Below are 20,783 nucleotides of genomic sequence, written 5' to 3'. Positions count from 1 at the left end.
GGCGGGGGATCTCCTCCGGGTGTCGGGGGTCGCCAATGGAGTCCCGTACACCGGACCGGAAAACTAACCGACCCGGCCCTGGCTCATGCCGTGGTTGTTCAGTCATTTTCGCGTCACTACGAGCGATGTCACATGCCGTTCACCGATCGCCACGGAAAGTGCCGTCGGGGTAGCCGTCATGGTCTGATCCGAGTCGATTTCGGAGCGAAGATCGGAATTCACGTGATCCGAAGTCGGCCCGCCGGTAATGGTCTGGACGGCGCGCCGTCGATCGACCCCGCTCGTCGATCGGACGAACCGGACGGACGTACGGAGGATCCCAGCCAACGCTCAGGAACCGGGCCGTACCGTGAGCCACATGAGATCACCGCTGTCGGCCGCGTGGCTGCGGCGCGTCCTGGCCAGCCGTCGCCGGGTCGCGGTCGCGTCGGTGGTCGTCGTGCTGCTGGCCGCCGCCGCCGTCTGGGCGGCCCGGCCGGACCGGCCCGGCTTCCGCACCGAGTCCGCCCTGGTCACCGTCCGATCCGGACCTGCCGGCGACCAGCCGGTCGAACTGGACACCACGCTCTGGCTGCCCGACGACGCCTCGGCCGACCGTAGGGTGCCGGCGGTGCTGCTGGCGCACGGTTTCGGCGGTACGAAGGACTCGGTCCGGTCCGACGCGGAGGACCTGGTCACCCGCGGCTACGCCGTGCTGACCTGGACCGCGCGTGGCTTCGGCCGCAGCGGCGGCCAGATCCACCTGGACCACCCCGACTACGAGATCCGGGACGCCCAGCGGCTGCTGGACCGGCTCGCGGAGCGACCGGAGATCCGCACCGACGCCGCCGGCGACCCCCGGGTGGGCGTGGTCGGCGGCTCGTACGGCGGTGGCCTGGCCCTGCTGCTGGCCGCCCAGGACCAGCGGGTCGACGCGATCGTCCCGATGATCACCTGGAACGACCTCTCCCGGGCCTTCCTCCCGGAGAGCACCGGCCGACCGGCGACCGACGGGGTGTTCAAGAAGGGCTGGGCCGGGATCTTCTTCGGCGGCGGCGGCAACGCGGGCTCCGGGCCGGCCGGGCTCTCCGGCACCTCGGCCGCCCAGCCGGAGGGCGCTCCCGCTTCCGCCGGACCGCCCAGCCCGGCGCCGGGCGCGGGACCGGGCACCGGTCCGGGGCCCGGCCCCGCGCCGGCCGCCGACCCGTCCTGCGGCCGGTTCGCCGCCGACATCTGCGCCGCGTACCTGCGGATCGCCACCACCGGGCGGGCCGACCAGGCGGCGGTGGACCTGCTGCGCCGCTCCTCCCCGGCCGGCGTCGTCGACCGGATCAAGGCACCGACCCTGCTGGTGCAGGGCGAGGCGGACAGCCTCTTCCCGCTGACCGAGGCGGACGCCAACGCGCGCGGCATCGCCGCCGCCGGCACCCCGGTGCGGGTCGCCTGGTACACCGGCGGCCACGACGGCGGCACCGGGCCGACCAGCGACTCCGACCGGGTGAAGTTCCTGACCGCGCAGTGGCTCGACCACTACGTCAAGGGCGAGGGGGCGGCTCCCGGCGACGGCTTCACCTTCTCCCGGATCGCCGGCTTCGACGCCCTCGACCGGGGCCTGGTGGCCACCGGCTACCGCACCGCCGACTACCCGGGCGTCGCCGGGGACGCCCGGCGCGAGATCGCCGTCACCGGCCCGGCCCAGCCGATCGCCAACCCGCCGAACGGCAACCCGGCGGCGATCTCCTCGGTGCCCTTCGCCGGCGCGCTCGGCTCGCTGCTCGGCGGGGTGGCCGGCGACGTCCCCGGCCAGCACGCCCGGTTCGAGTCGGCCCCGCTGGCCGACGCCGTGGACGTCGCCGGGTCACCCACCTTCGCGCTCCGGGCGGCCTCGCCGACCGGTGAGGCGGTGCTCTTCGTCAAGCTCTACGACGTCGACCCGAACGGCGCCGCGACGCTCCCCGACGGACTGGTCGCCCCGGTGCGGCTGACCGGCCTGCCGAAGAGCCTCGACGGCGCGCGGCCGGTCACCGTCACGCTGCCGGCGATCGTCCGCCGGATCGAGGCCGGGCACCGGCTGCGGGTCGTGGTCGCCACCTCCGACCAGGCGTACACCACACCCGCCGAGTCGGCTGTCTACACGGTCGCGGCGGGCGACGCCCCGGTCAGCCTGCCGACGGTCGACGCCGAGCCGATCCCCACCACCGCCACCGTCTGGCGCTGGGTGCTGGTCGGGCTGCTCGCCGCCATCGCGGTCGGGCTCGCCGTGGTCGTCGCCGTCGCCCGCCGCCGGCACCGCCGCCAGGACAGCTCGGTCCACCCGGAGTACGCCGGCGTCCCGCTCGCCGTCCGCCAGCTCCGCAAGGAGTACGCCGACGGCTTCGTCGCCGTCTCCAACGTGGACTTCGAGGTGCACCCGGGGCAGGTGGTCGGCCTGCTCGGGCCGAACGGCGCGGGCAAGACCACCACCCTGCGGGTGCTGATGGGGCTGACCCAACCCACCGCCGGCGAGATCTACGTCTTCGGGCACCGGCTGGTGCCGGGCTCGCCGGTGCTGTCCCGGATCGGCGCGCTGGTCGAGGGGCCCGGCTTCCTGCCGCACCTGTCCGGGCTGGAGAATCTGAGGGCGTACTGGCGGGCCACCGGGCGGCCGGCTGCCGACGCGCACTTCGACGAGGCGCTGGAGATCGCCGGACTGGGCGACTCGGTGCACCGGCGGATCAAGAACTACAGCCACGGCATGAAGCAGCGGCTGGCCATCGCGCAGGCCATGCTCGGCCTGCCGGAGCTGCTGGTGCTGGACGAGCCGACCGACGGGCTCGACCCGCCGCAGATCGCCGAGATGCGCCGGGTGCTCCAGCGGTACGCCACCGACGGCCGGGCGGTGCTGGTCTCCAGCCACCTGCTCGCCGAGGTGGAGCAGACCTGCACCCACGCGGTGGTGGTCAACAAGGGCCGGATCGTCGCCTCCGGGCCGGTCGAGGAGATCGTCGGCGATTCGCCGAGCGTGCTCTTCGACGTGACCGACCCGGCCGCCGCGCGGGTCGTGCTGGACCGCCTGAAGGGGGTCCGGGTGCTGCCCGACGGTGACGGCGGCCTGGTGGTGGACACCAACGGCACCGCGCGCAGCGAGGTGGTGGCGGAGCTGGTCCGGGCCGGGATCGGGGTGGACCGGGTGGTGCCGCGACGCCGCCTGGAGGACGCGTTCCTCGCCCTGGTGGGCGAGAACTCTCGGGGAAGCGGGGACCGGTGATGGCGGGCTCATCCATCGACACGGCGGGTGCGGCCGACGCCGGCCGGGTCGGCCCGGGCGGGGCGGCGGCCGGCTACCGGCCGTCGGCGACCCTGCCGTTCGCGGCCGAGTTCCGCCGGCAGGCGTCGCGGCGGCGTACCCAGCTCGCGCTGGGGTTCATGGTGCTGCTGCCGCTGATCATCCTGATCGCCTTCCAGTTCGACTCCGGCGGCGACGACGACAACGGGCGCAACGAGTTCGGCAGCCTGGTCGAGCTGGCCACCTCGGGCGGGCTCAACTTCACCCTCTTCTCGATCTTCGTCTCGGCGTCGTTCCTGCTGGTCGTGGTGGTGGCGCTGTTCTGCGGGGACACCGTGGCCAGCGAGGCGAGCTGGGGCAGCCTGCGCTACCTGCTGGCGGTGCCGGTGCCCCGGGCCCGGTTGCTCGCGGTGAAGCTGCTGGTCGCGCTGGCGTACTCGGCGTTGGCCCTGCTGCTGCTCGCCGGCACCGCCCTGCTCGCCGGCACCCTGCGGTACGGCTGGGAGCCGCTGCGCAGCCAGGTCGCGGCGGAACTGGCACCGGCCGACGGGCTGCTGCGGCTGCTGGCGGTGCTCGGCTACCTGGCGGTCGTCCTGCTGGTGGTGGCCGGGTTGGCGTTCCTGCTGTCGGTGACCACGGACGCCGCGCTCGGCGCGGTCGGCGGCGCCGTGCTGCTCTGGATCCTCTCCAGCATCCTGGACCAGATCACCGCCCTCGGCGGGCTGCGCAACTTCCTGCCGACGCACTACAGCACCGCCTGGCTCGGCCTGCTCTCCACTCCGGTGCAGACCGACGACGTGGTGCGGGGCGCGATCTCGGCGGTGAGCTACGCGACGCTCTTCTGGGGGCTGGCCTTCTGGCGGTTCACCCGAAAGGATGTCACGAGCTGACGGCGGGGTGGCCTGAGCGTTAAATCGCCCAGTCGACGCGTTCGTTAACAAAAAGTTCATTAGGTCGGATATTTCCTGGCTGATCCTGGGTGCACCGTTCCACTCACCCGGAGGTAGCGAGATGAATCTCGACCGGTTCAACGGACCCGCCCTGTCCCTCTTCCGTATGGTCATCGGCCTGCTCTTCCTCTGCCACGGCCTGTCGTCGCTCTTCGGCGTGCTCGGTGGCGCCCGCGGCACAGGCGAGTCGCTGCCCGTGGGGCAGTGGCCGGGTTGGTGGGCGGCGCTGATCCAGGCGGTGTGCGGCACGCTGGTGCTGGTCGGGCTCCTCACCCGGCCCGCCGCGCTGCTCGCCTCCGGCTCGATGGCGTACGCCTACTTCGTCGTGCATCAGCCGGACGGGCTGTTGCCTATACACAACAACGGCGAGCTCGCCGCCCTGTTCTGCTGGGCGTTCGCCCTGGTGGTCGTGCTCGGGCCGGGCAGTTGGGCGCTCGACCGCCTGATCGGTCGACGCCGCGCCAGCGTGGCCACCCCCGCGCCGGCGGGCCGGAACTCCGTACCCGCCTGACCCGTCGGCCACCCGCCGCCGGAGCCGTTCCGCACGGCTCCGGCGGCGATGCGGTCAGGGCGTGTACGGCGCGTCGGTGTGGCCCACCTCGACCAGCGTCGGGCCCGAGAGCCGGTACGTCGACGTGCGCCTGATGTCCAGCTCGGCCATGCTCCTGCCGTCGCTGCGGGTCAGCCAGACGACGGTGGCCTGCTGCCCGGCCACCTTGACCGACAGGACCGGGGTGCGGTCGCCGAGGTCGGCCAGCGCCCGGAAGGCCGGCTTGCCGCCGCTGTTGCGCCAGACGAGCACGGTGAAGAAGGTGCCGCTGCCCCCGCCGTTCAACGCGACCACGCCGACCGCGTCGGCCGCCCCGTCCCCGTCGAGGTCGCCGATCCCGCACGGCTTCTGCAACAGCACGGTCGCGCCGTCCTCGCCGGACCACCGGCCCTCGGTCAGCGGCAGGTGGTCCGGGTAGCCGTTGTAGGGCACCTTGGCGCTGCCGACGTGCGCACCGGCGAGCTGCTTGCAGGTCAGCGCCGGGGCGGCGGGCGGCTTCGGCTTCGCCGTCAGGGTCTCCGCCGGAGCGGGCGCGGCCGGCGCCGCCGTGGTCGGCGTGGCGCTGGGGGCGATGGCGGCCGGAGCCGCGGCGGTGGGCGCGTCCGCCGACGGGGTGACGGTGGTGGACGCGGTGTCGGTCGTCCCGGTGTCACCTCCGCACGCGGTGAGCAGGCAGACCAGCGTGACGGCCGCGAAGCTCGGCAGGGTCCGGCGCATGGGCGGAGGCTTCCTCTCTCGACGTGATCGCCCGCACCGTACTGACCCCCCGCCACCCACGGCCTCAGCTCACAGCGTGGGAACCGGGGTCGGATTCGGGTCGCGGAACTTCTAGACTCGGTGGCACAACTGCATACCTCATCCAGAGGGGCTGAGGGATACGGCCCGACGACGCCCCGGCAACCACCCGCACGCTCGATGACGAGCCGGCGCGGGCAGGTGCCAATTCCGTCCCCGCCGCAGGGTGCGATGCGGGGAAAGATGAGAGGACTCTCGACATGACGTCGACGCTTCCCGCCGCCCCCGGCATCGACACCACCGCCAGCCCGGCCCGCGCCCTGGTCTGCCGCGCCTGTTCCGCGCGGTACCCGCTCGCCGCCCAGCACGCCTGCTACGAGTGTTTCGGGCCGCTGGAGGTCGACTACGACACCGCCGCCCTGGCCGCCGTCACCCGGGAGCGGATCGAGGCCGGCCCGCAGAACATCTGGCGGTACGCCGCCCTGCTCCCCGCCGGCCAGGACCCGGCCACCCGGGTGACGCTCGACCCGGGGCTGACCCCCCTGGTCGCCGCCCCGCACCTGGCCGCCGAGCTGGGCATCACCGCGCCGCTCTGGGTCAAGGACGACAGCGCCAACCCGACCCACTCGTTCAAGGACCGGGTGGTCTCGGTGGCGCTGACCGCCGCCCGGGCGCTCGGCTTCACCCGGTTCGCCTGCGCCTCCACCGGCAACCTGGCCAACTCGGTGGCCGCCCACGCGGCCCGGGCCGGCGTGCCCTCGGTGGTCTTCATCCCCGGTGACCTGGAGCAGGGCAAGGTGGTCACCACCGCCGTCTACGGCGGCGAGCTGGTCGCCATCGACGGGTCGTACGACGACGTGAACCGGCTCTGCGGCGAGCTGGTGGAGACCGACGAGTTCGAGGACACCGCGTTCGTCAACGTCAACGTCCGGCCGTACTACGCGGAGGGTTCCAAGACCCTCGGCTACGAGGTGGCCGAGCAGCTCGGCTGGCGGATCCCGGCCCAGGTGGTCATCCCGATGGCCAGCGGCGAGCTGCTCACCAAGATCGACAAGGCGTTCTCCGAGCTGGTCGAGATCGGCCTGGTCGAGGCGCCGGCCGGTGGCTGGAAGGTCTTCGGCGCCCAGTCCGCCGGCTGCAATCCGATCGCGGTCGCGCTGCACGGCGACAGCGACACCATCGTCCCGGTCAAGCCGACCGGCATCGCCAAGTCGCTCAACATCGGCGACCCGGCCGCCGGCCTCTACGCCTTGGAGGCCGTGCGCCGCACCGGCGGCTGGATGGAGTACGTGGACGACGAGGAGATCCGGGCCGGCATCCGGCTGCTCGCCCGGACCACCGGGGTGTTCGCCGAGACGGCCGGCGGGGTGACCGTGGCGGTGCTGCGCAAGCTGGTCGAGTCCGGCCGGCTCGACCCGACCGCGGAGACCGTCGTGTTCAACACCGGCGAGGGCCTGAAGACCATCGACGCGGTCGCCGGCCAGGTCGGCCCGACCCACCGGATCAAGCCCTCGCTGCGCGCCGCCCGCGACGCCGGCCTCCTCGCCTGACCCCGCCGGCCCGCCGCCCTCGATGCCCGTCGGTCGGCCCCGCTTGCTCGACCCCGTTTGCGGCGTGTCGCGGCCTCCCGCCGTCGGGACACCGCGACACGCCGCAAACGGGGGCGGCGGGCGGCGCCAGCGCGGCCGGAGCGGGGCGGGGGTCGGCCGGGTGGGGGATGGGCGGCTCGCCCGGACGGGGGATCGGGTCGATCCGCCGGGTAACTGGCTTTTCGCTGTGAGTGTGGAAAACCCGCCGACAAGGACTTGACGACAGGAACCGGACGGCGCAAGATGCTCCGTGCGGGAGGGCGATCCGCCGGAGACTTTGAGTTCTTACGACCCAACGCCGGAGGCGTTGTGTGGACGTCCCTCCCGACCAACGTCCGAACGGGCCAGCGAGAAAATCGCTGGCCCGTTCGCTTTCCGGTGCCGCAGGCTCACCGGCATGGGCATCTCCCTCACGGCGCTGGAGCCGACCGACCAGACCGCCGTCGACGCGGCGTACCGGATCGGGGCGGCGGCCACCGACGCGGACGCGCCGGACCTCCCGCCGTACTGCCGGCGGCGCTTCGAGGCGCTGGTCCGGCACCCGATGCCGGGCCTTGTCGTGCACTGGGCGCTGGCCCGGCTCGACGGGGTGCCGGCCGGCTGGCTCCGCCTCGGGCTGCCGCAACTGGACAACACCGACAACGCCGTCGCCGAGCTGGTGGTGCATCCGGCGTACCGGCGGCGGGGCGTCGGCCGGGCACTGCACGAGCACGGGGTGCGGCTGCTCCGCGACGCGGGGCGCAAGCGGGTGGTGGGGGAGGTCGTCTCGGCCCTGCCCGGCGGCCCGGCGCGCGACCCCGCCGGAGCGGCCTTCGCCGCGGCGGTCGGCGCTCGCCCCGCGCTGGCGGCGGTACGCCGCCGGCTGGACATCACCACGCTCGACCGGGCCGCGGTGGACACCCTGCTGGCCGGCGCCCGGAGCGCGGCCGTCGGTTACCGCACCGTCCGCTGGCAGGAGGCCACCCCCGAGGAGTACGTCGACGACGTCGCCTACCTGGAGGGCCGGCTGACGACCGACGCGCCCCTGGGCGACCTGGAGTGGGAGCAGGAGCGGGTCGACGCGGACCGGATCCGGGGCATCGAGCGGGCGCTCGACCTCCGGGGCAGCCGCCGCTACCACGTAGCGGCGGTCGACGAGGGCTCCGGCCGGCTGGTCGCCTGGAGCATGCTCAGCCTCGGCGCCAGCGCGGACTGGCACGCCTGGCAGCAGATCACCATCGTCGACCCGGCCCACCGCGGCCGCCGGCTCGGTCTGCTCACCAAGATCGAGAACCTGGGGCACGCCCTGGCGTACGAGCCGGCGCTGCGCGCGATCGACACCTTCAACGCGGCGGAGAACGAGCACATGATCCGGATCAACGTGCAGCTCGGCTTCCGGCCGGTCGACGCCTCGACGGAGTGGCAACTGGCGCTCTGACCGCCGGGTTCACCGGCCCAGCCGCTCCACCAGGTCCCCGACGGCCCGGTAAAGGTCGTCGTCGGGGGTGAACCGGTGCCCGCCGATCGGCGGCGGGACGGTACCCCCGGGCGGGATGAACAGGCCCACCGGGTCGCGCACCCGCCGGTCCACCCGGGTCGCGGGATCCTCGGGCCGGACGGGACCGGGGGTAAAGACCCAGCCGCCGATCGGATCGGTCAGGCGCCACAGGTTGACCCACCGCCAGTCCAGCCGCTCGCCCACGTCGCGCAGCACGTCCGGTCCGAGGTGAGCGGGGAACGCCCGGCTGTAGAGCCGGCCCAGCGGGGAGGCGTAGGTCAGCAGCGCCACCCGCGACCGGTTGGCGGCGGGGAGTTGCAGGACGGTGGCCACGGCCAGCACGCTGCCGTGGCTCTGCCCGGAGAGCACCACCCCGTCCCCGCCCGCGGTCAGGTGGGCGATCCGCCGAGTCAGGTCCGGGACGGCCCGCTCGGCGTAGCAGGGCGCGGCGAACGGGTGGGCCGCGCGGGGCCAGAAGGTGGCGAGTTCCCAGAGCACACCGACCAGCCGGATCGCGCTGGACCGGTAGGCGAACAATCCGGCCGCGGCGAGCGCCAGCGCGAACACGGCGATCAGCAGGCTGCCCAGGTCGGTCGCGAAGACCACCGGCCGGGCCAGCGACAACCCGCCGACCCGCAGCGCCACCGTGCCCGGCCCGTGGTACTGGATCGACAGCCCGGCCGCGCCGAGGGTCAGCACCGCCAGCACCGCGTACGCCGCCGACAGCAGCGAACCGAGGCGGTGGGTGGCCGTGGCCCGGGCGATCCGGTCCCGGACGGCGCGGACCCGCTCCGGCGGCACGCGGGCCGCCTCCGGGTAGTCGCGACGCACGACCTCCTCCGCCGCCCGTCGCCGCAGGGTGCGCCCGTGGCGGCTGCCGAGCACCAGCACCACCACCACGAGCACCAGCGCCCCCGAGAAGCCCAGCAGGGCCCAGCGGTACGGGACCGGCGGGGACAGCGGCGGCGCGCCGGGCGGCAGCGGCCGGACCGGGGTCGGACTGGAGCCCCGGTCCAGGAACTCGGCGAGCGCGTAGCTCGGCCCGGAGGAGAAGGCGACCGCCACCCCGATCGCGACCGACACCAGCACCGGCGCGCCCAGCCCACGCAGCAGGGCCGGCGCGCCGTGCCGGCGGCGGGTCAGGATCAACCCGGCCAGCACCAGCAGCAGGATCATCTGACTGGCGAAGAGACCGGCGACCAGAACGTCGTAGCCGGGCAGCCCACCCTCGGCGGTCCACGGCCCGCGCGGCAGGGCGGCGTACGCCACGGTGAGCGCGGTCAGCGCCACGGCGCACCATGCGGCCACCCTGGTCGGCCACGGTCGCCCGTTCGTCGTGATCGACCGTTCGACGACCGGCACGCAGAGCAGCGCCAGGGCCGTGACGAGCAGGGCGACGGCGGCCGCCACCAGGGCGTATCCGGCCGGATGCCGGTCGTGCGGGGCGAGGACGGCGAGCAGGGCCAGGTCGAGGGTGCCCAGGGCGACCGCCACGTGCAGCGAGGCCAGTCGCCACAGCAGCGCCCGGTTGTCCCAGAACGCGGGCGAGTCCAGCCGGTCGGCCCCGGCGGCCTGCCGGGTGGCGACGGTGTTCTCCGGCAGTTGCCAGGTGCGCGCGCCGAGCCGGCGCAGCAGGGCCACCGCGGCGATCGGCAGCACGGACAGCGCGGCCAGCCGCTGGCCGGGCGGCAGACCCCCCAGCCAGGAGATCGCCCGACGGCCCTCCAGGCACCGGGGGTACGCGGCGCACTGCCACGCCAGCAGGTCCAGCGCCATGCCGACCGCGGCGAGCACGTACATCGCGGTGAGGGTGGCGGCCAGCAGCCGGCACAGCGACTTGCCCACCGCCTCCGCCCCGGGGCGCGGCGGCAGCATCCAGACCGCGATGTTGCTCAGGACGAACGGCAGGAGCAGGACCAGCGAGAACGTCCGGATGGCGGTGCCGCCGGTCAGGCCGCTCCACCGGTACGCCTCCAGCGTCGCGCCACTCGGGCCGGTCGGGTCCCCGAATCCGGGGCGGACCCGGTGGAAGCCGGCGTCCCGGTCGCCCGCCACCCGGGTCACCACCGGCCGGTCCAGCACCGTCTCCGGGCCCTTGTCGGCAACCCCGTGCACCCGGATCTCGGTCGTCCGCACCCGCCGCCGCCCCTCCGCCCGCCGGCCGCGCGGTTACCCGGCACCCGCCGGGTCAATCCCGCGCCGGACGGGTACCGGCGGCCGGGGGGCCTCACCGAGCGGCGGGTGACGATCCCACTTGTGACACTGCTCTACTGATCTGGGACCAACCTGTTGCATGATGGCGGGCATGACGGAGACCCCGCACCCCCTGTACGACAGGCACGCCGACACCCTGAACCGTGCGCTGACCGCCATCACGGAGCGGGGATACTGGTCCGCCTATCCCGAGTCCCCCAGCCCCCGCGTGTACGGCGAGACCGCCGCCGCCGACGGCAAGGCCGCCTTCGAGGCGTACCTGAACGGCGACTTCCCCCTCGACCAGCCCGGCTCGGGCGACCGGGTCGCCACCGAGACCAGCCCCTTCGGGCTGGAGCTGAACGTGCGCTACCCGCACGCCGGCGCCGACGAGCTGGTCGCCGCCGCCTCGGCCGCCCTGCCGGCCTGGCGCGACGCCGGCCCGCAGGCCCGCGTGGGCGTCTGCCTGGAGATCCTCGACCGGCTGCACAAGCACATCTTCGAGCTCGCCAACGCGGTGCAGTTCACCAGCGGCCAGGCGTTCGTGATGGCCTTCCAGGCCGGCGGCGCGCACGCGCTGGACCGCGCGCTGGAGGCGCTCGCCTACGCGTACGCCGAGATGACCCGGCACCCGGGGACGGCCGGCTGGGAGAAGGCGGCCGGCAAGGGCGACCCGCTGCGGATGACCAAGACGTTCCACGTGGTGCCCCGGGGCGTGGCGCTGGTGATCGGCTGCAACACCTTCCCCACCTGGAACTCGTACCCGGGTCTCTTCGCCTCGCTGGTCACCGGCAACCCGGTGGTCGTCAAGCCGCACCCGCGCGCGGTGCTGCCGCTGGCCATCACCGTCCGGTACGCCCGCGAGGTGCTGGCCGAGGCCGGCTTCGACCCCAACCTGGTGCTGCTCGCCTCCGAGGGGCCGGGCGAGAAGCTCGCCTCCACCCTGGCGCTGCACCCCGCCGTGAAGATCGTCGACTTCACCGGCTCCACCGAGTACGGCGACTGGCTGGAGGCGAACGCCCGGCAGGCGGCCGTCTACACCGAGAAGGCCGGCCTGAACACGGTGGTCATCGACTCCACCGACGACTTCGCCGGGTTGTGCCGCAACCTCGGCTTCACGCTGACCCTGTACAGCGGCCAGATGTGCACCACCTCGCAGAACATCCTCATCCCGGCCGGCGGCATCGAGACCGACCAGGGGCACAAGAGCTTCGACGAGGTGGCCGCCGGCATCGCCGGCGCGGTCGGCAAGCTCACCGCCGACCCGGCCCGCGGCGTCGAGCTGACCGGCGCCATCGTCAACGACGGGGTGCTGGAGCGGCTCGACGAGGTGACCAAGGTCGGCGAGCCGGTGCTGGAGTCGCGTGCCGTCGAGCACCCGGCGCTGCCCGGCGCGGTGGTGCGGACGCCGACCATCGTGAAGCTGGCCGCCGACGACACCGCGACCTACGGCCGCGAGTGGTTCGGGCCGATCTCCTTCGTCATCGCCACCGACTCCACCGCGCACAGCCTGGAGATCATGCGCGCGACGGTGGGGGAGAAGGGCGCGCTGACCGCCGCCGTCTACTCCACCGACGAGGCCGTGCTGGACGCGACCGAGGCCGCCGCGGTCGACGTCGGGGTGCACCTGTCCTGCAACCTGACCGGCGGGGTCTTCGTGAACCAGTCGGCCGCGTTCTCGGACTTCCACGGCAGCGGCGCCAACCCGGCCGCGAACGCCGCGCTGACCGACGGCGCGTACGTGGCGAACCGGTTCCGGATCGTGCAGAGCCGGCGGCACGTCTAGGTTTTCGCCTTTGGTCCAGGTCGGGGTTTCCGGGGGAGCCCGCCCGCTCCAGGCGGTCAGGCTTGATCCTTCCGCGGGCGGGCTCCCCCGGAAACCCGTGCGGGGTGCGCTTCGGGCGTCGCTGCCGGGACCGGGGGTGTGGCTCGTCGGGGTGCTGCCCTGCGTGGTGTTAGCGGTGGGGGTCAGGCGGGGCGGCGCATCTGGAGTTCGCGCATGGCGGGGACGGTGGGGTGCGGCACGCGTACGCCGGTGTCGGTGAAGCCCAGCCGCTGGTAGGCGCGGTAGGCGCGGTCGTTGCCGACCACCACCTCCAGCAGCAGTTCCGGGCGGCCGGCGGCGCGGGACCAGGCGGCCACCCCGTCGATCAGGTCGGCGAGCAGGCCGCTGCCCCGCCAGGTGGGGGTCACGTAGACGGCGTAGACGACGGTCAGGCCCGGCTCGTCGGGGGAGGCGGTGCCGCCGGCGTGGCCGACCAGCCGGCCACCGGGGTCGGCGACGAACTGCGCGGTGTGGTCACCCCGGGAGACGTACGCGATCCGGGCCGCGTAGTCGGCGTGCGGGCGGGCGGCGGCCTGGGCGACGGTCTCCAGGAACGCCAGCGGCGCGTCCGCGAGCATCTCCAGCCGCAGCGCCCGCATCCGGGCGGCGTCCTCGGGGCGTACCCGGCGGACGGTGGCTCTCCGGGCTTCCGGCGGGGCCGGGGCAGGTGTCATGTCCGCATGCATACCGCAGCGACCACCGCCGATGGACGGACGGTCGGCGGAGCGCCGGAATATGCCCGATTTGTGGTCGTGCGCCGCCGTCACGCCTCGTGTAGCGTGCGATTTCGGTCACCGATTCAGCGGCCCTCACCGATCGCCGAAGCGGTGGTCCTCCGGTGCCGGTCCGCCGGCCCCGGGGTCGTGGAACGCCGCGCAGAGTGAGGAAGTGCACCGTGGCACAGGGCACCGTGAAGTGGTTCAACGCCGAGAAGGGCTACGGCTTCATCGCCGTCGACGGCGGCCAGGACGTCTTCGTCCACTTCTCCGCCATCGAGATGGACGGCTACAAGGCGCTGGACGACGGGCAGCGGGTGGAGTTCGACATCGCCCAGGGCCAGAAGGGCCCGCAGGCCGAGCGGGTGCGCGTCATCGCCTGAGTCGCGTCCGGTTCCGCTCGTCGGCCGGCCCCCTCGGGGCAGCGGCGCGGGCGGGCACCAGGGAAGATCGTGGGCCGATCCAGCCGTCGCTGAGGAGTGCTCATGTCCGACCAGTCCCCGTCGGGTCCGCCCGGACCCGATCCCGTGGACCCGCCCCCGCCGGGCGGCCCGGTCGGGCCCGCCGGCCCGTACCAGGGTTGGGTCTTCCCGCCCACCGGCGGCTACCCGCCCGGCGCCGACCCGTACGCCGGCTTCCCGCCGGGCTACCCGCCGTACGCCGGCCACCTCCCGTACGGCTGGCCGGCCGCCGGCGGCTGGGACCCGGCCGACCCGCTGGTGAACCCGCCACACGCCGGCGTCGACGGCTGGTTCACCCGGTGCGCCAGCGCGCTGCGTCGTGGCTGGCGCACGCTGCTGCCGATCATGCTGCTCACCCAGGCGCTCCCCGCCGCGGTGGTCTCGATCATCACCCTCGGGTTGGAGCCGTCCTCGCAGGTGCCGGCCGACGGTTCGCTGCCCCCGGGCTACCTGGGTGACCTCCTGACGTTCGGGGGCGCGACGCTGGTCGCCGCCCTGCTGCTCTACCTGCTGCAGAGCGTGGGCTGGGCGGCCGGCACCTGGGTGGTCACCCGGCAGGCGGCCGGCGAGCCGGCCGACCTCGGCGGCGCGCTGCGCTACGGCCTGCGCCGGGCGCCCGGGCTGTACGGCTGGACCCTGCTGGTCGGCGTGATCGTCACGGCCGGTATCTGCTTCTGCGTGCTGCCCGGCGTCTACCTCGCGTTCGCCCTCGCCCTGGCCGGTCCGGTCTACCTCTTCGAGCGGCAGAACCCGATCGGCCGCTCGTTCCGCTTCTTCCACGACCGGCTCGGCATGGTGCTGGGCCGGGTCGGGCTGGTGGCGGTGGCGATCGTCCTCGGCGGCGTGCTGGGCGCGGTGCTGGAGGCCGTCGGCACGGCGCCGCTGGGCACCGACCCGTTCGCGGCGCCGGGCACCGCGGTGGGCGCCGTCGTGGTGGTCACGCTGGCCGCGGTGCTGGTCGTCCCGGTCTACCTGGTCCAGCTGGTCGGGCTGGTCGTGGCGTACGCCGAGCAGCGGGCCCACGAGGGGCCGGTGAACGCCGCGCAACTGGCGGCGGAACTCGGCTGACCGGCCCGAGTGTGCTTGCACTCGGCAGGGGAGAGTGCTAAACAAGTCATTGGCACTCGCATACCGTGAGTGCCAGTGGTCGGGACGGTGGGGCCAAGGTTCCAGCGGCGTTGGAGACGCCGATGGGGCACACGGCCGGTCGTCGCGGGCTATCCGGCCCGGCCGAAGGACGTCGTCGTCGCCAGGTGGCGACGTCCCAAGGTGCGTACACCAGGCGGCCCATCCGGGGCACAAACACTCGGGTGGCCCGTGAGTGTCCAGGAGGACAACGCCGTATGGCCAAGATGATCGCGTTCGACGAAGAGGCGCGCCGCGGCCTCGAGCGGGGCATGAACCAGCTCGCCGACGCCGTGAAGGTGACGCTCGGCCCCAAGGGCCGCAACGTCGTGCTCGAGAAGAAGTGGGGTGCCCCCACCATCACCAACGATGGTGTGAGCATCGCCAAGGAGATCGAGCTCGAGGACCCCTACGAGAAGATCGGCGCCGAGCTGGTCAAGGAGGTCGCCAAGAAGACCGACGACGTCGCCGGTGACGGCACGACGACGGCGACCGTCCTGGCCCAGGCCCTGGTTCGCGAGGGCCTGCGCAACGTGGCCGCCGGCGCCAACCCGATCGCCCTGAAGCGGGGCATCGAGGCCGCCGTGGCCAGCGTCTCGGAGGAGCTGCTCAAGCTCGCCAAGGACGTCGAGACCAAGGAGCAGATCGCCTCCACCGCCTCCATCTCCGCCGGTGACAACACCGTCGGCGAGATCATCGCCGAGGCGATGGACAAGGTCGGCAAGGAAGGCGTCATCACCGTCGAGGAGAGCAACACCTTCGGCCTGGAGCTCGAGCTCACCGAGGGCATGCGCTTCGACAAGGGGTACATCTCCGCGTACTTCATGACCGACCCGGAGCGTATGGAGGCCGTCTTCGACGACCCCTACCTCCTGATCGTCAACAGCAAGATCTCGTCGGTGAAGGACCTGCTCCCGATCCTGGAGAAGGTCATGCAGTCGGGCAAGCCGCTGCTGATCATCGCCGAGGACATCGAGGGCGAGGCCCTGGCGACCCTGGTCGTCAACAAGGTCCGCGGCACCTTCAAGTCGGTCGCCGTCAAGGCGCCGGGCTTCGGTGACCGCCGCAAGGCCATGCTGGCCGACATCGCCATCCTCACCGGTGGCCAGGTCATCAGCGAGGAGGTCGGCCTCAAGCTGGACGCCGTCGGCCTCGACATGCTGGGCCGCGCCCGCAAGGTCGTGGTGACCAAGGACGAGACCACCATCGTCGACGGTGCCGGCGACGCCGAGCAGATCCAGGGCCGGGTCAACCAGATCCGGGCCGAGATCGACCGGAGCGACTCCGACTACGACCGCGAGAAGCTGCAGGAGCGCCTGGCCAAGCTGGCCGGCGGTGTCGCGGTGATCAAGGTCGGCGCGGCCACCGAGGTCGAGCTGAAGGAGCGCAAGCACCGCATCGAGGACGCCGTCCGCAACGCGAAGGCCGCCGTCGAGGAGGGCATCGTCCCGGGTGGTGGCGTCGCGCTGGTGCAGGCCGGCAAGACCGCCTTCGACAAGCTGGACCTGACCGGCGACGAGGCGACCGGTGCGCAGATCGTCAAGATCGCGCTGGACGCCCCGCTGCGGCAGATCGCCGTCAACGCCGGCCTCGAGGGTGGCGTCGTCGTCGAGCACGTCCGCAACCTCGAGCCGGGTCACGGCCTCAACGCCGCCAACGGCGAGTACGTCGACCTGCTGGCCGCGGGCATCATCGACCCGGCCAAGGTGACCCGGTCGGCGCTGCAGAACGCCGCGTCGATCGCGGCGCTCTTCCTCACCACCGAGGCCGTCGTGGCGGACAAGCCGGAGAAGACCCCGGCCGCCCCGGCTGGTCCGGGTGGCGGGGACATGGACTTCTGAGTCCAGCCCCACCAATGCCGAAAGGGGCGGGCCGCGCGAGCGGTCCGCCCCTTTCCGTCTCCTCAGGGCAGACTGCGCTGGTTACGCCGCTTCTGCGCCCGGTCGTACGGCGGGCGGATGGCGACCGGCTCGTCCACCACGGTCACCAGGTCCTCGGCCTCCGGCTCGTCGACGCCGGTCATCTCGGCGAGCTGCTCCGCGTCGCCGTAGTCCCGCCGGTCGAACGGCACCGCGATGGGCGGGTCGCCGACCGGTACCCAGGTGCGGGGCATCCCGTCGTCGGTCTGTTCGTCGTCCGTGGTCATGGTCCGCCTCCTCTACCGAAACGGTAGGGGGCGGCCATCACTCATGCGGGCGAATGGCATTATCAGGGTCTATATCCCATTCGCCCGTTTATCGATGTATCGCGGTCCTTCCCGGGGCCGAGCGCCGCGTCCGGCCGGCCGGCAGGGGCCGTCAGAGCGTGCGGCGGTACAGGAAGAAGACCCGCTCGATCCGGGCGCCCGCGCTGCCGGAGTAGAACGGCACCGGGCCCACCCAGCCGATCTGCGCCGCGCCGATCCCGGCCTCGTGCTGGTCGCGCAGGCAGCGGCGCAGCAGCACCCCGCCGATGCCCGAGCCCGCCGCAGCCGGCGCGGTGCCCATCGGCCCGAACCAGCTCGGCCGCGACGAGCCCCAGGCCGCGAAGCCGAGGATCTCGCCGTCCCGCTCCGCGAGGTGGCAGCCCGCGTCGGCGCGGCCGACCGAGCCGGCCAGCTCGCCGTCCCAGGCGCCGCCGAAGGTGGAGCGGGCGAACGCGGCCAGCGCCGGCAGGTCCGCCGGCTCCGCCCGGCGTACGGTCACGCCCTGGCCGGCCAGCCTCGCCTCCGCCGGCTCCGTCGTGCGCAGCGCCGGCGACCCGTCGTACGACAGGTCGGCGGTCATGTTCCAGGCCGTACGGTCCTGCCGGTAGCCCAGCGCCAGCGCCAGGCAGACCGCCGGGGTGTACCGCACGTCGATGCCCGGCCAGGCGTAGTACGGCGGGTTCCCGGCCAGCAGCAGCTCGGCCGCGCCGAGGCCGGCGAGCCGCCGTTCCGCCTCGGCCACCAGCGCCCGGCCGACCCCCCGGCGCCGCCACTGCGGCGTGACGGCCAGCAGGTCCACGTGCCCGAGGCGCTCCTCCGCCGCCGAGACCGATCCGATCAGCACCCCGACCAGTTCGTCCCCCGCGTACGCCCCGACCGCCAGCACGGTCCGGTCGGCCGAGGCCCGGGGCCAGAGGGCGGTGACCACGGACTCCGCCTCGGCGGCGTCCTCGGGCAGGTCGAGCGCGCGTCCACAGAGCGCGACGACGGCGGGGACCCGGTCGGCGGTCAGGTCGGCGAGGGTGAACTCCATGGTGGCCGACCCTAGATCAACCACCACGGGTGGGCGCAAGACCCGATCAGCCGGCCCGGGCCGCCCGCACCGCCGCGTACGCGTCGACGAGGCCCGCGCCGGTGATGTTCGCGTCCCCGCCGCAGGCGTCCTGCGGCGCGCGGGAGCGGTAGCTCGGCCGCGCGGGCTGCGCCGTCTCCCGCAGGATCCGGCGGGTGCGCTCCAGGTCGCCGACGAGCGCCGGGTTCGCCGACCACATCAGCGCCACCACGCCCGCCACCTGCGGCGTCGCCATCGAGGTGCCGTCCAGGGTGGCGTAGCCGCCGCCCGGCATCGCGGAGAGCACGCCCGCGCCCGGGGCGAGCACGTCCGGCTTGGCCGCGCCGCCCGGGGCCGGTCCGCGACTGGAGAAGAGGGTCACCCGGCGGTGCCGGTCCACCGCGCCGACGGTCAACACGTCCGGGTACGGCGCGGGCGGGTCGGCGATCGAGCCGCAGTACGGGCCGGTGTTGCCGGCCGCCGCGACCACCAGGATGCCGGCGGCGGCCAGCGCGTCGGCGGCCGGCCGGAGCGCCCGCGGGTCGCAGCCCTCGATCGGCGGGCAGCCCCAGGAGTTGGTCAGCACGTCCGGCGCGCGCGCCGGACGGCCGTCGGTGAACGGGTCCGCGCCGGGCGGGAAGGGGGCCAGCATGAACTGGAGGCAGTCCAGGTAGTGCGCGGGGCTGCCGAGGTTGCGGTCGAGGTTGACGCAGCCCACCCAGCGCGCACCCGGGGCCACCCCGATGCCGTCCCGACCCACCGCGCTGCCCACCGTGTGGGTGCCGTGCCCGCCCGCGTCGTTCGGGGAGCGGGTGCGGTCCCAGGGGTCGTACCAGGAGTCGTCGCCGCCCCGGAAGCCGTCGGCCAGCGCCGGGTGGCGGCCGTCCACGCCCGAGTCGGAGCTGCCGACCACCACGCCGGAACCGGTCACCCCCAGCTCCGACCAGACCCGGTCGGCGCCGAGCAGCCGGATGTTCCAGGCCGGGCCGGCCGGCGCCGGCGCGTCGCCGGAGGTGGTCGGGGCGGGGGCGGGCAACGGCCGTACCCGCTGGCTGAGCAGCACGCGGGAGACCTCGGGACGGCCCGACAGCCAGGCCCGCACCGCCGGACCACCGTCGATCTCGATCGCGTTGACCAGGTAGTACGGCCTCGGGCTCAGGCGCAGCCGGGACAGCTCCCGGCGCAGGTCGCCCTGGGTCCGCTCGGCGGTGGCGACCAGCCGGCGGTACACCTCGGCGGCGCGCGCGTCCCGACCGGCCCGGCCCGGCGTACCGGCCGGGATACCGGTCAGGTCGGCCTGCTCGCGCAGCACCACCAGCAGCCGCTCGCCGTGCAGCCCGGGCTGCCCGGGGACCACGGCGACCACCCCGACCGCGACCAGCAGCACGCCGGCGGCCAGCACGGCCACCCGTCGGCTGGGCGTGACCGCCCGGGGCCGGGCGAGCAGGACGCCGTACCCGACGGCGAGCAGGACCGCGACGGCGAGCCCGGCGACCGCGGCGGCGGCCACCCAGAACGGCACGTCGCGGGTGGTGGCCAGGAGGACCGAGACCTCCTCCGGGTCGGCCAGGGCGAGCGGGCCGAACAGCGCCAGGCCGACCAGCCAGCGGACCGGTGCTACGGCCCGGGTGCCGGTCCGGCGGGCGGCCGCGTACAGGGCGGCCAGCGTGAAGGCGACCGGCGGCACGGCGAGCAGGGCGGGCAGTTGGGCCCCGGACTGCCCGGTGCCGGCGGCGAGCAGCAGCAGGGTGACCCCGCCGACCAGCCCGCCGAGGAACACCAGCCGGGCGGGCCGGGGTGGCTCGCCGCCCCCGAGCCGGCACCAGAACCGCCCGTCGAGCAGCACCCCGGCCAGCGCGCCGAGCGCCGCCGCGGCCAGTGCGGCGAGGACGGTCTCCAGCAGGCCGCCCAGCGCGCCGAGCCAGGCCCAGGGGAGCAGCAGGGCCAGCCCGGCGGCCACCGCGAGCAGGGTGACCGGATCGGGCCGGCGGCCGCCTGCCCCGCCGGTGCCGCTCGCCCGCCGCTCGGTGCGGGATGCGCCGTCCGGTGCATCGGGAGTGGCCGCAGGCCCGGGCTCGCCGTCCCGTGCAGCGGGGGTGGTCGCCGGCTCCGGCTCGCCCCCTGGTGCAGCGGGGGTGGTCGCCGATTCGGGCTCGCCCCCCGATCCGTCGGGCAGGGCGCGGCGTCGGGCCGGCAGCCGGGCGGCGACCAGGGCCAGCCCGGCGGCGGTGGCGGCCAGCGCCGCCAGGTAGAGCTCGTGGTGTACCGGCGGGAGGGCACGCAGCGCGCCGAGCGCGCCGAGCGCCAGCGCTCCGGCCAGCCAGGCCCGGCCGGTGCCCCGCAGCGCCGGGGACCGGGGGAGCAGCGTCAGCAGCAGGGCCGGCAGGCCGACCAGCAGGACGCCGGCCAGGGAGACCACCGGCCAGAGCCACGGCCACCGGTCCAGCCCGCTGACGAGGCGTACCTGGTCGACGGACCAGCCGGCGACCTGGAGCAGCACGGTGGTCGCCACCGTCCAGCCGCCCGCCAGCACGGCCGCCACCACCGCCCAGGGGTTGGCGGACCGGGCGGTCCCGTCGCTTCCGGTGGGAGGTGGCTCGGGCCGCATCCGGAAACAGTACGACGCCCGACCCGCCCCCGGACGTCCGTGCCGTCCCGGCGTGCCCGGATCGCGCGATCCCC

The 20,783-nt window shown here is 74.3% G+C and carries 15 protein-coding genes and 1 riboswitch; of the genes, 9 read left to right on the top strand and 6 right to left on the bottom strand.

Translation table 11 applies throughout. The features are described 5' to 3' along the window. Positions 1-358 precede the first annotated feature (358 nt). The 3 genes from ACTMS9_RS20075 (at position 359) to ACTMS9_RS20065 (ending at position 4,705) form a co-directional block, all read left to right on the top strand. On the top strand, positions 359-3,226 hold the full coding sequence (locus ACTMS9_RS20075; RefSeq protein WP_441165683.1) for an alpha/beta fold hydrolase: 2,868 nt from the start codon (positions 359-361) through the stop codon (positions 3,224-3,226). After that, complete coding sequence (locus tag ACTMS9_RS20070) at positions 3,226-4,134, top strand: ABC transporter permease (protein WP_441165682.1); 909 nt, start codon at positions 3,226-3,228, stop codon at positions 4,132-4,134. The genes ACTMS9_RS20075 and ACTMS9_RS20070 overlap by 1 nt, the downstream gene beginning before the upstream one ends. Positions 4,135-4,255: 121 nt before the next feature. Further along, positions 4,256-4,705: a DoxX family protein gene (locus tag ACTMS9_RS20065; RefSeq protein ID WP_441142080.1), complete on the top strand. Its 450-nt coding sequence runs from the start codon at positions 4,256-4,258 to the stop codon at positions 4,703-4,705. Between the two features lie 54 nt (positions 4,706-4,759). On the opposite strand, the gene ACTMS9_RS20060 is transcribed toward ACTMS9_RS20065, so the two are convergent. Next, positions 4,760-5,461: a hypothetical protein gene (locus ACTMS9_RS20060; RefSeq protein WP_441142081.1), complete on the bottom strand. Its 702-nt coding sequence runs from the start codon at positions 5,459-5,461 to the stop codon at positions 4,760-4,762. 135 nt (positions 5,462-5,596) lie between these two features. Continuing rightward, positions 5,597-5,729, top strand: a riboswitch (SAM riboswitch). A 10-nt stretch (positions 5,730-5,739) separates the two neighbouring features. On the opposite strand from ACTMS9_RS20060, the gene thrC reads away from it, so the two are divergent. Both thrC and ACTMS9_RS20050 read left to right on the top strand, forming a co-directional pair. After that, a complete protein-coding gene (gene thrC, locus ACTMS9_RS20055) occupies positions 5,740-7,029 on the top strand; it encodes a threonine synthase (RefSeq protein WP_210773699.1) in 1,290 nt (429 codons plus the stop codon). Positions 7,030-7,465: 436 nt separating this feature from the next. Then, positions 7,466-8,485, top strand: coding sequence for an N-acetyltransferase family protein (locus tag ACTMS9_RS20050; protein WP_441165681.1), 1,020 nt, complete (start codon positions 7,466-7,468; stop codon positions 8,483-8,485). A 9-nt stretch (positions 8,486-8,494) separates the two neighbouring features. Here the strand turns inward: ACTMS9_RS20050 and ACTMS9_RS20045 are convergent, their stop codons facing one another. Then, entirely contained in the window at positions 8,495-10,681 is a 2,187-nt protein-coding gene (locus tag ACTMS9_RS20045) for a hypothetical protein (RefSeq protein ID WP_441142083.1), read from the bottom strand. 169 nt (positions 10,682-10,850) lie between these two features. Here ACTMS9_RS20045 and paaN point away from each other — a divergent pair, with 169 nt between their 5' ends. Beyond that, entirely contained in the window at positions 10,851-12,524 is a 1,674-nt protein-coding gene (gene paaN / locus ACTMS9_RS20040; protein ID WP_441142084.1) for a phenylacetic acid degradation protein PaaN, read from the top strand. Between the two features lie 182 nt (positions 12,525-12,706). Here the strand turns inward: paaN and ACTMS9_RS20035 are convergent, their stop codons facing one another. Beyond that, positions 12,707-13,237 (bottom strand): GNAT family N-acetyltransferase, encoded by a 531-nt coding sequence (locus ACTMS9_RS20035; RefSeq protein WP_210773696.1) that lies wholly within the window; start codon positions 13,235-13,237, stop codon positions 12,707-12,709. Positions 13,238-13,458: 221 nt separating this feature from the next. Between ACTMS9_RS20035 and ACTMS9_RS20030 the strand changes: the two genes are divergently transcribed. The 3 genes from ACTMS9_RS20030 (at position 13,459) to groL (ending at position 16,706) form a co-directional block, all read left to right on the top strand. After that, the gene (locus tag ACTMS9_RS20030; protein ID WP_088960044.1) at positions 13,459-13,662 is read left to right on the top strand and encodes a cold-shock protein; all 204 of its coding nucleotides are present in this window, start codon (positions 13,459-13,461) and stop codon (positions 13,660-13,662) included. Positions 13,663-13,764: 102 nt separating this feature from the next. Beyond that, a complete protein-coding gene (locus ACTMS9_RS20025; RefSeq protein WP_441165680.1) occupies positions 13,765-14,808 on the top strand; it encodes a hypothetical protein in 1,044 nt (347 codons plus the stop codon). A gap of 275 nt (positions 14,809-15,083) precedes the next feature. Next, on the top strand, positions 15,084-16,706 hold the full coding sequence (gene groL, locus ACTMS9_RS20020; RefSeq protein ID WP_357612048.1) for a chaperonin GroEL: 1,623 nt from the start codon (positions 15,084-15,086) through the stop codon (positions 16,704-16,706). Between the two features lie 62 nt (positions 16,707-16,768). Here the strand turns inward: groL and ACTMS9_RS20015 are convergent, their stop codons facing one another. The 3 genes from ACTMS9_RS20015 to ACTMS9_RS20005 form a co-directional block, all read right to left on the bottom strand. Beyond that, entirely contained in the window at positions 16,769-17,011 is a 243-nt protein-coding gene (locus ACTMS9_RS20015) for a hypothetical protein (RefSeq protein WP_377605620.1), read from the bottom strand. A 151-nt stretch (positions 17,012-17,162) separates the two neighbouring features. Continuing rightward, positions 17,163-18,083 (bottom strand): GNAT family N-acetyltransferase, encoded by a 921-nt coding sequence (locus ACTMS9_RS20010; RefSeq protein ID WP_441142087.1) that lies wholly within the window; start codon positions 18,081-18,083, stop codon positions 17,163-17,165. Between the two features lie 46 nt (positions 18,084-18,129). Next, positions 18,130-20,709, bottom strand: a complete 2,580-nt coding sequence (locus ACTMS9_RS20005; protein ID WP_441165679.1) for a S8 family serine peptidase — start codon at positions 20,707-20,709, stop codon at positions 18,130-18,132. Positions 20,710-20,783: the final 74 nt, after the last annotated feature.

It is taken from the genome of Micromonospora sp. L31 (assembly GCF_052068075.1).
GTDB lineage: Bacteria > Actinomycetota > Actinomycetes > Mycobacteriales > Micromonosporaceae > Micromonospora > Micromonospora purpureochromogenes.
Note: the sequence above shows the minus strand (reverse complement) of the source record. Positions and strands in the feature narration are given on the sequence as shown.

Bases quoted from the DNA above. Each gene is read 5' to 3' on its own strand.
- ACTMS9_RS20035 (WP_210773696.1), bottom strand. From the start codon at position 13,237: ATGACACCTGCCCCGGCCCCGCCGGAAGCCCGGAGAGCCACCGTCCGC.
- thrC (WP_210773699.1), top strand. From the start codon at position 5,740: ATGACGTCGACGCTTCCCGCCGCCCCCGGCATCGACACCACCGCCAGC.
- ACTMS9_RS20015 (WP_377605620.1), bottom strand. From the start codon at position 17,011: ATGACCACGGACGACGAACAGACCGACGACGGGATGCCCCGCACCTGG.
- groL (WP_357612048.1), top strand. From the start codon at position 15,084: ATGGCCAAGATGATCGCGTTCGACGAAGAGGCGCGCCGCGGCCTCGAG.
- ACTMS9_RS20005 (WP_441165679.1), bottom strand. From the start codon at position 20,709: ATGCGGCCCGAGCCACCTCCCACCGGAAGCGACGGGACCGCCCGGTCC.
- ACTMS9_RS20025 (WP_441165680.1), top strand. From the start codon at position 13,765: ATGTCCGACCAGTCCCCGTCGGGTCCGCCCGGACCCGATCCCGTGGAC.
- ACTMS9_RS20010 (WP_441142087.1), bottom strand. From the start codon at position 18,083: ATGGAGTTCACCCTCGCCGACCTGACCGCCGACCGGGTCCCCGCCGTC.
- ACTMS9_RS20075 (WP_441165683.1), top strand. From the start codon at position 359: ATGAGATCACCGCTGTCGGCCGCGTGGCTGCGGCGCGTCCTGGCCAGC.
- ACTMS9_RS20070 (WP_441165682.1), top strand. From the start codon at position 3,226: ATGGCGGGCTCATCCATCGACACGGCGGGTGCGGCCGACGCCGGCCGG.
- paaN (WP_441142084.1), top strand. From the start codon at position 10,851: ATGACGGAGACCCCGCACCCCCTGTACGACAGGCACGCCGACACCCTG.
- ACTMS9_RS20060 (WP_441142081.1), bottom strand. From the start codon at position 5,461: ATGCGCCGGACCCTGCCGAGCTTCGCGGCCGTCACGCTGGTCTGCCTG.
- ACTMS9_RS20050 (WP_441165681.1), top strand. From the start codon at position 7,466: ATGGGCATCTCCCTCACGGCGCTGGAGCCGACCGACCAGACCGCCGTC.
- ACTMS9_RS20065 (WP_441142080.1), top strand. From the start codon at position 4,256: ATGAATCTCGACCGGTTCAACGGACCCGCCCTGTCCCTCTTCCGTATG.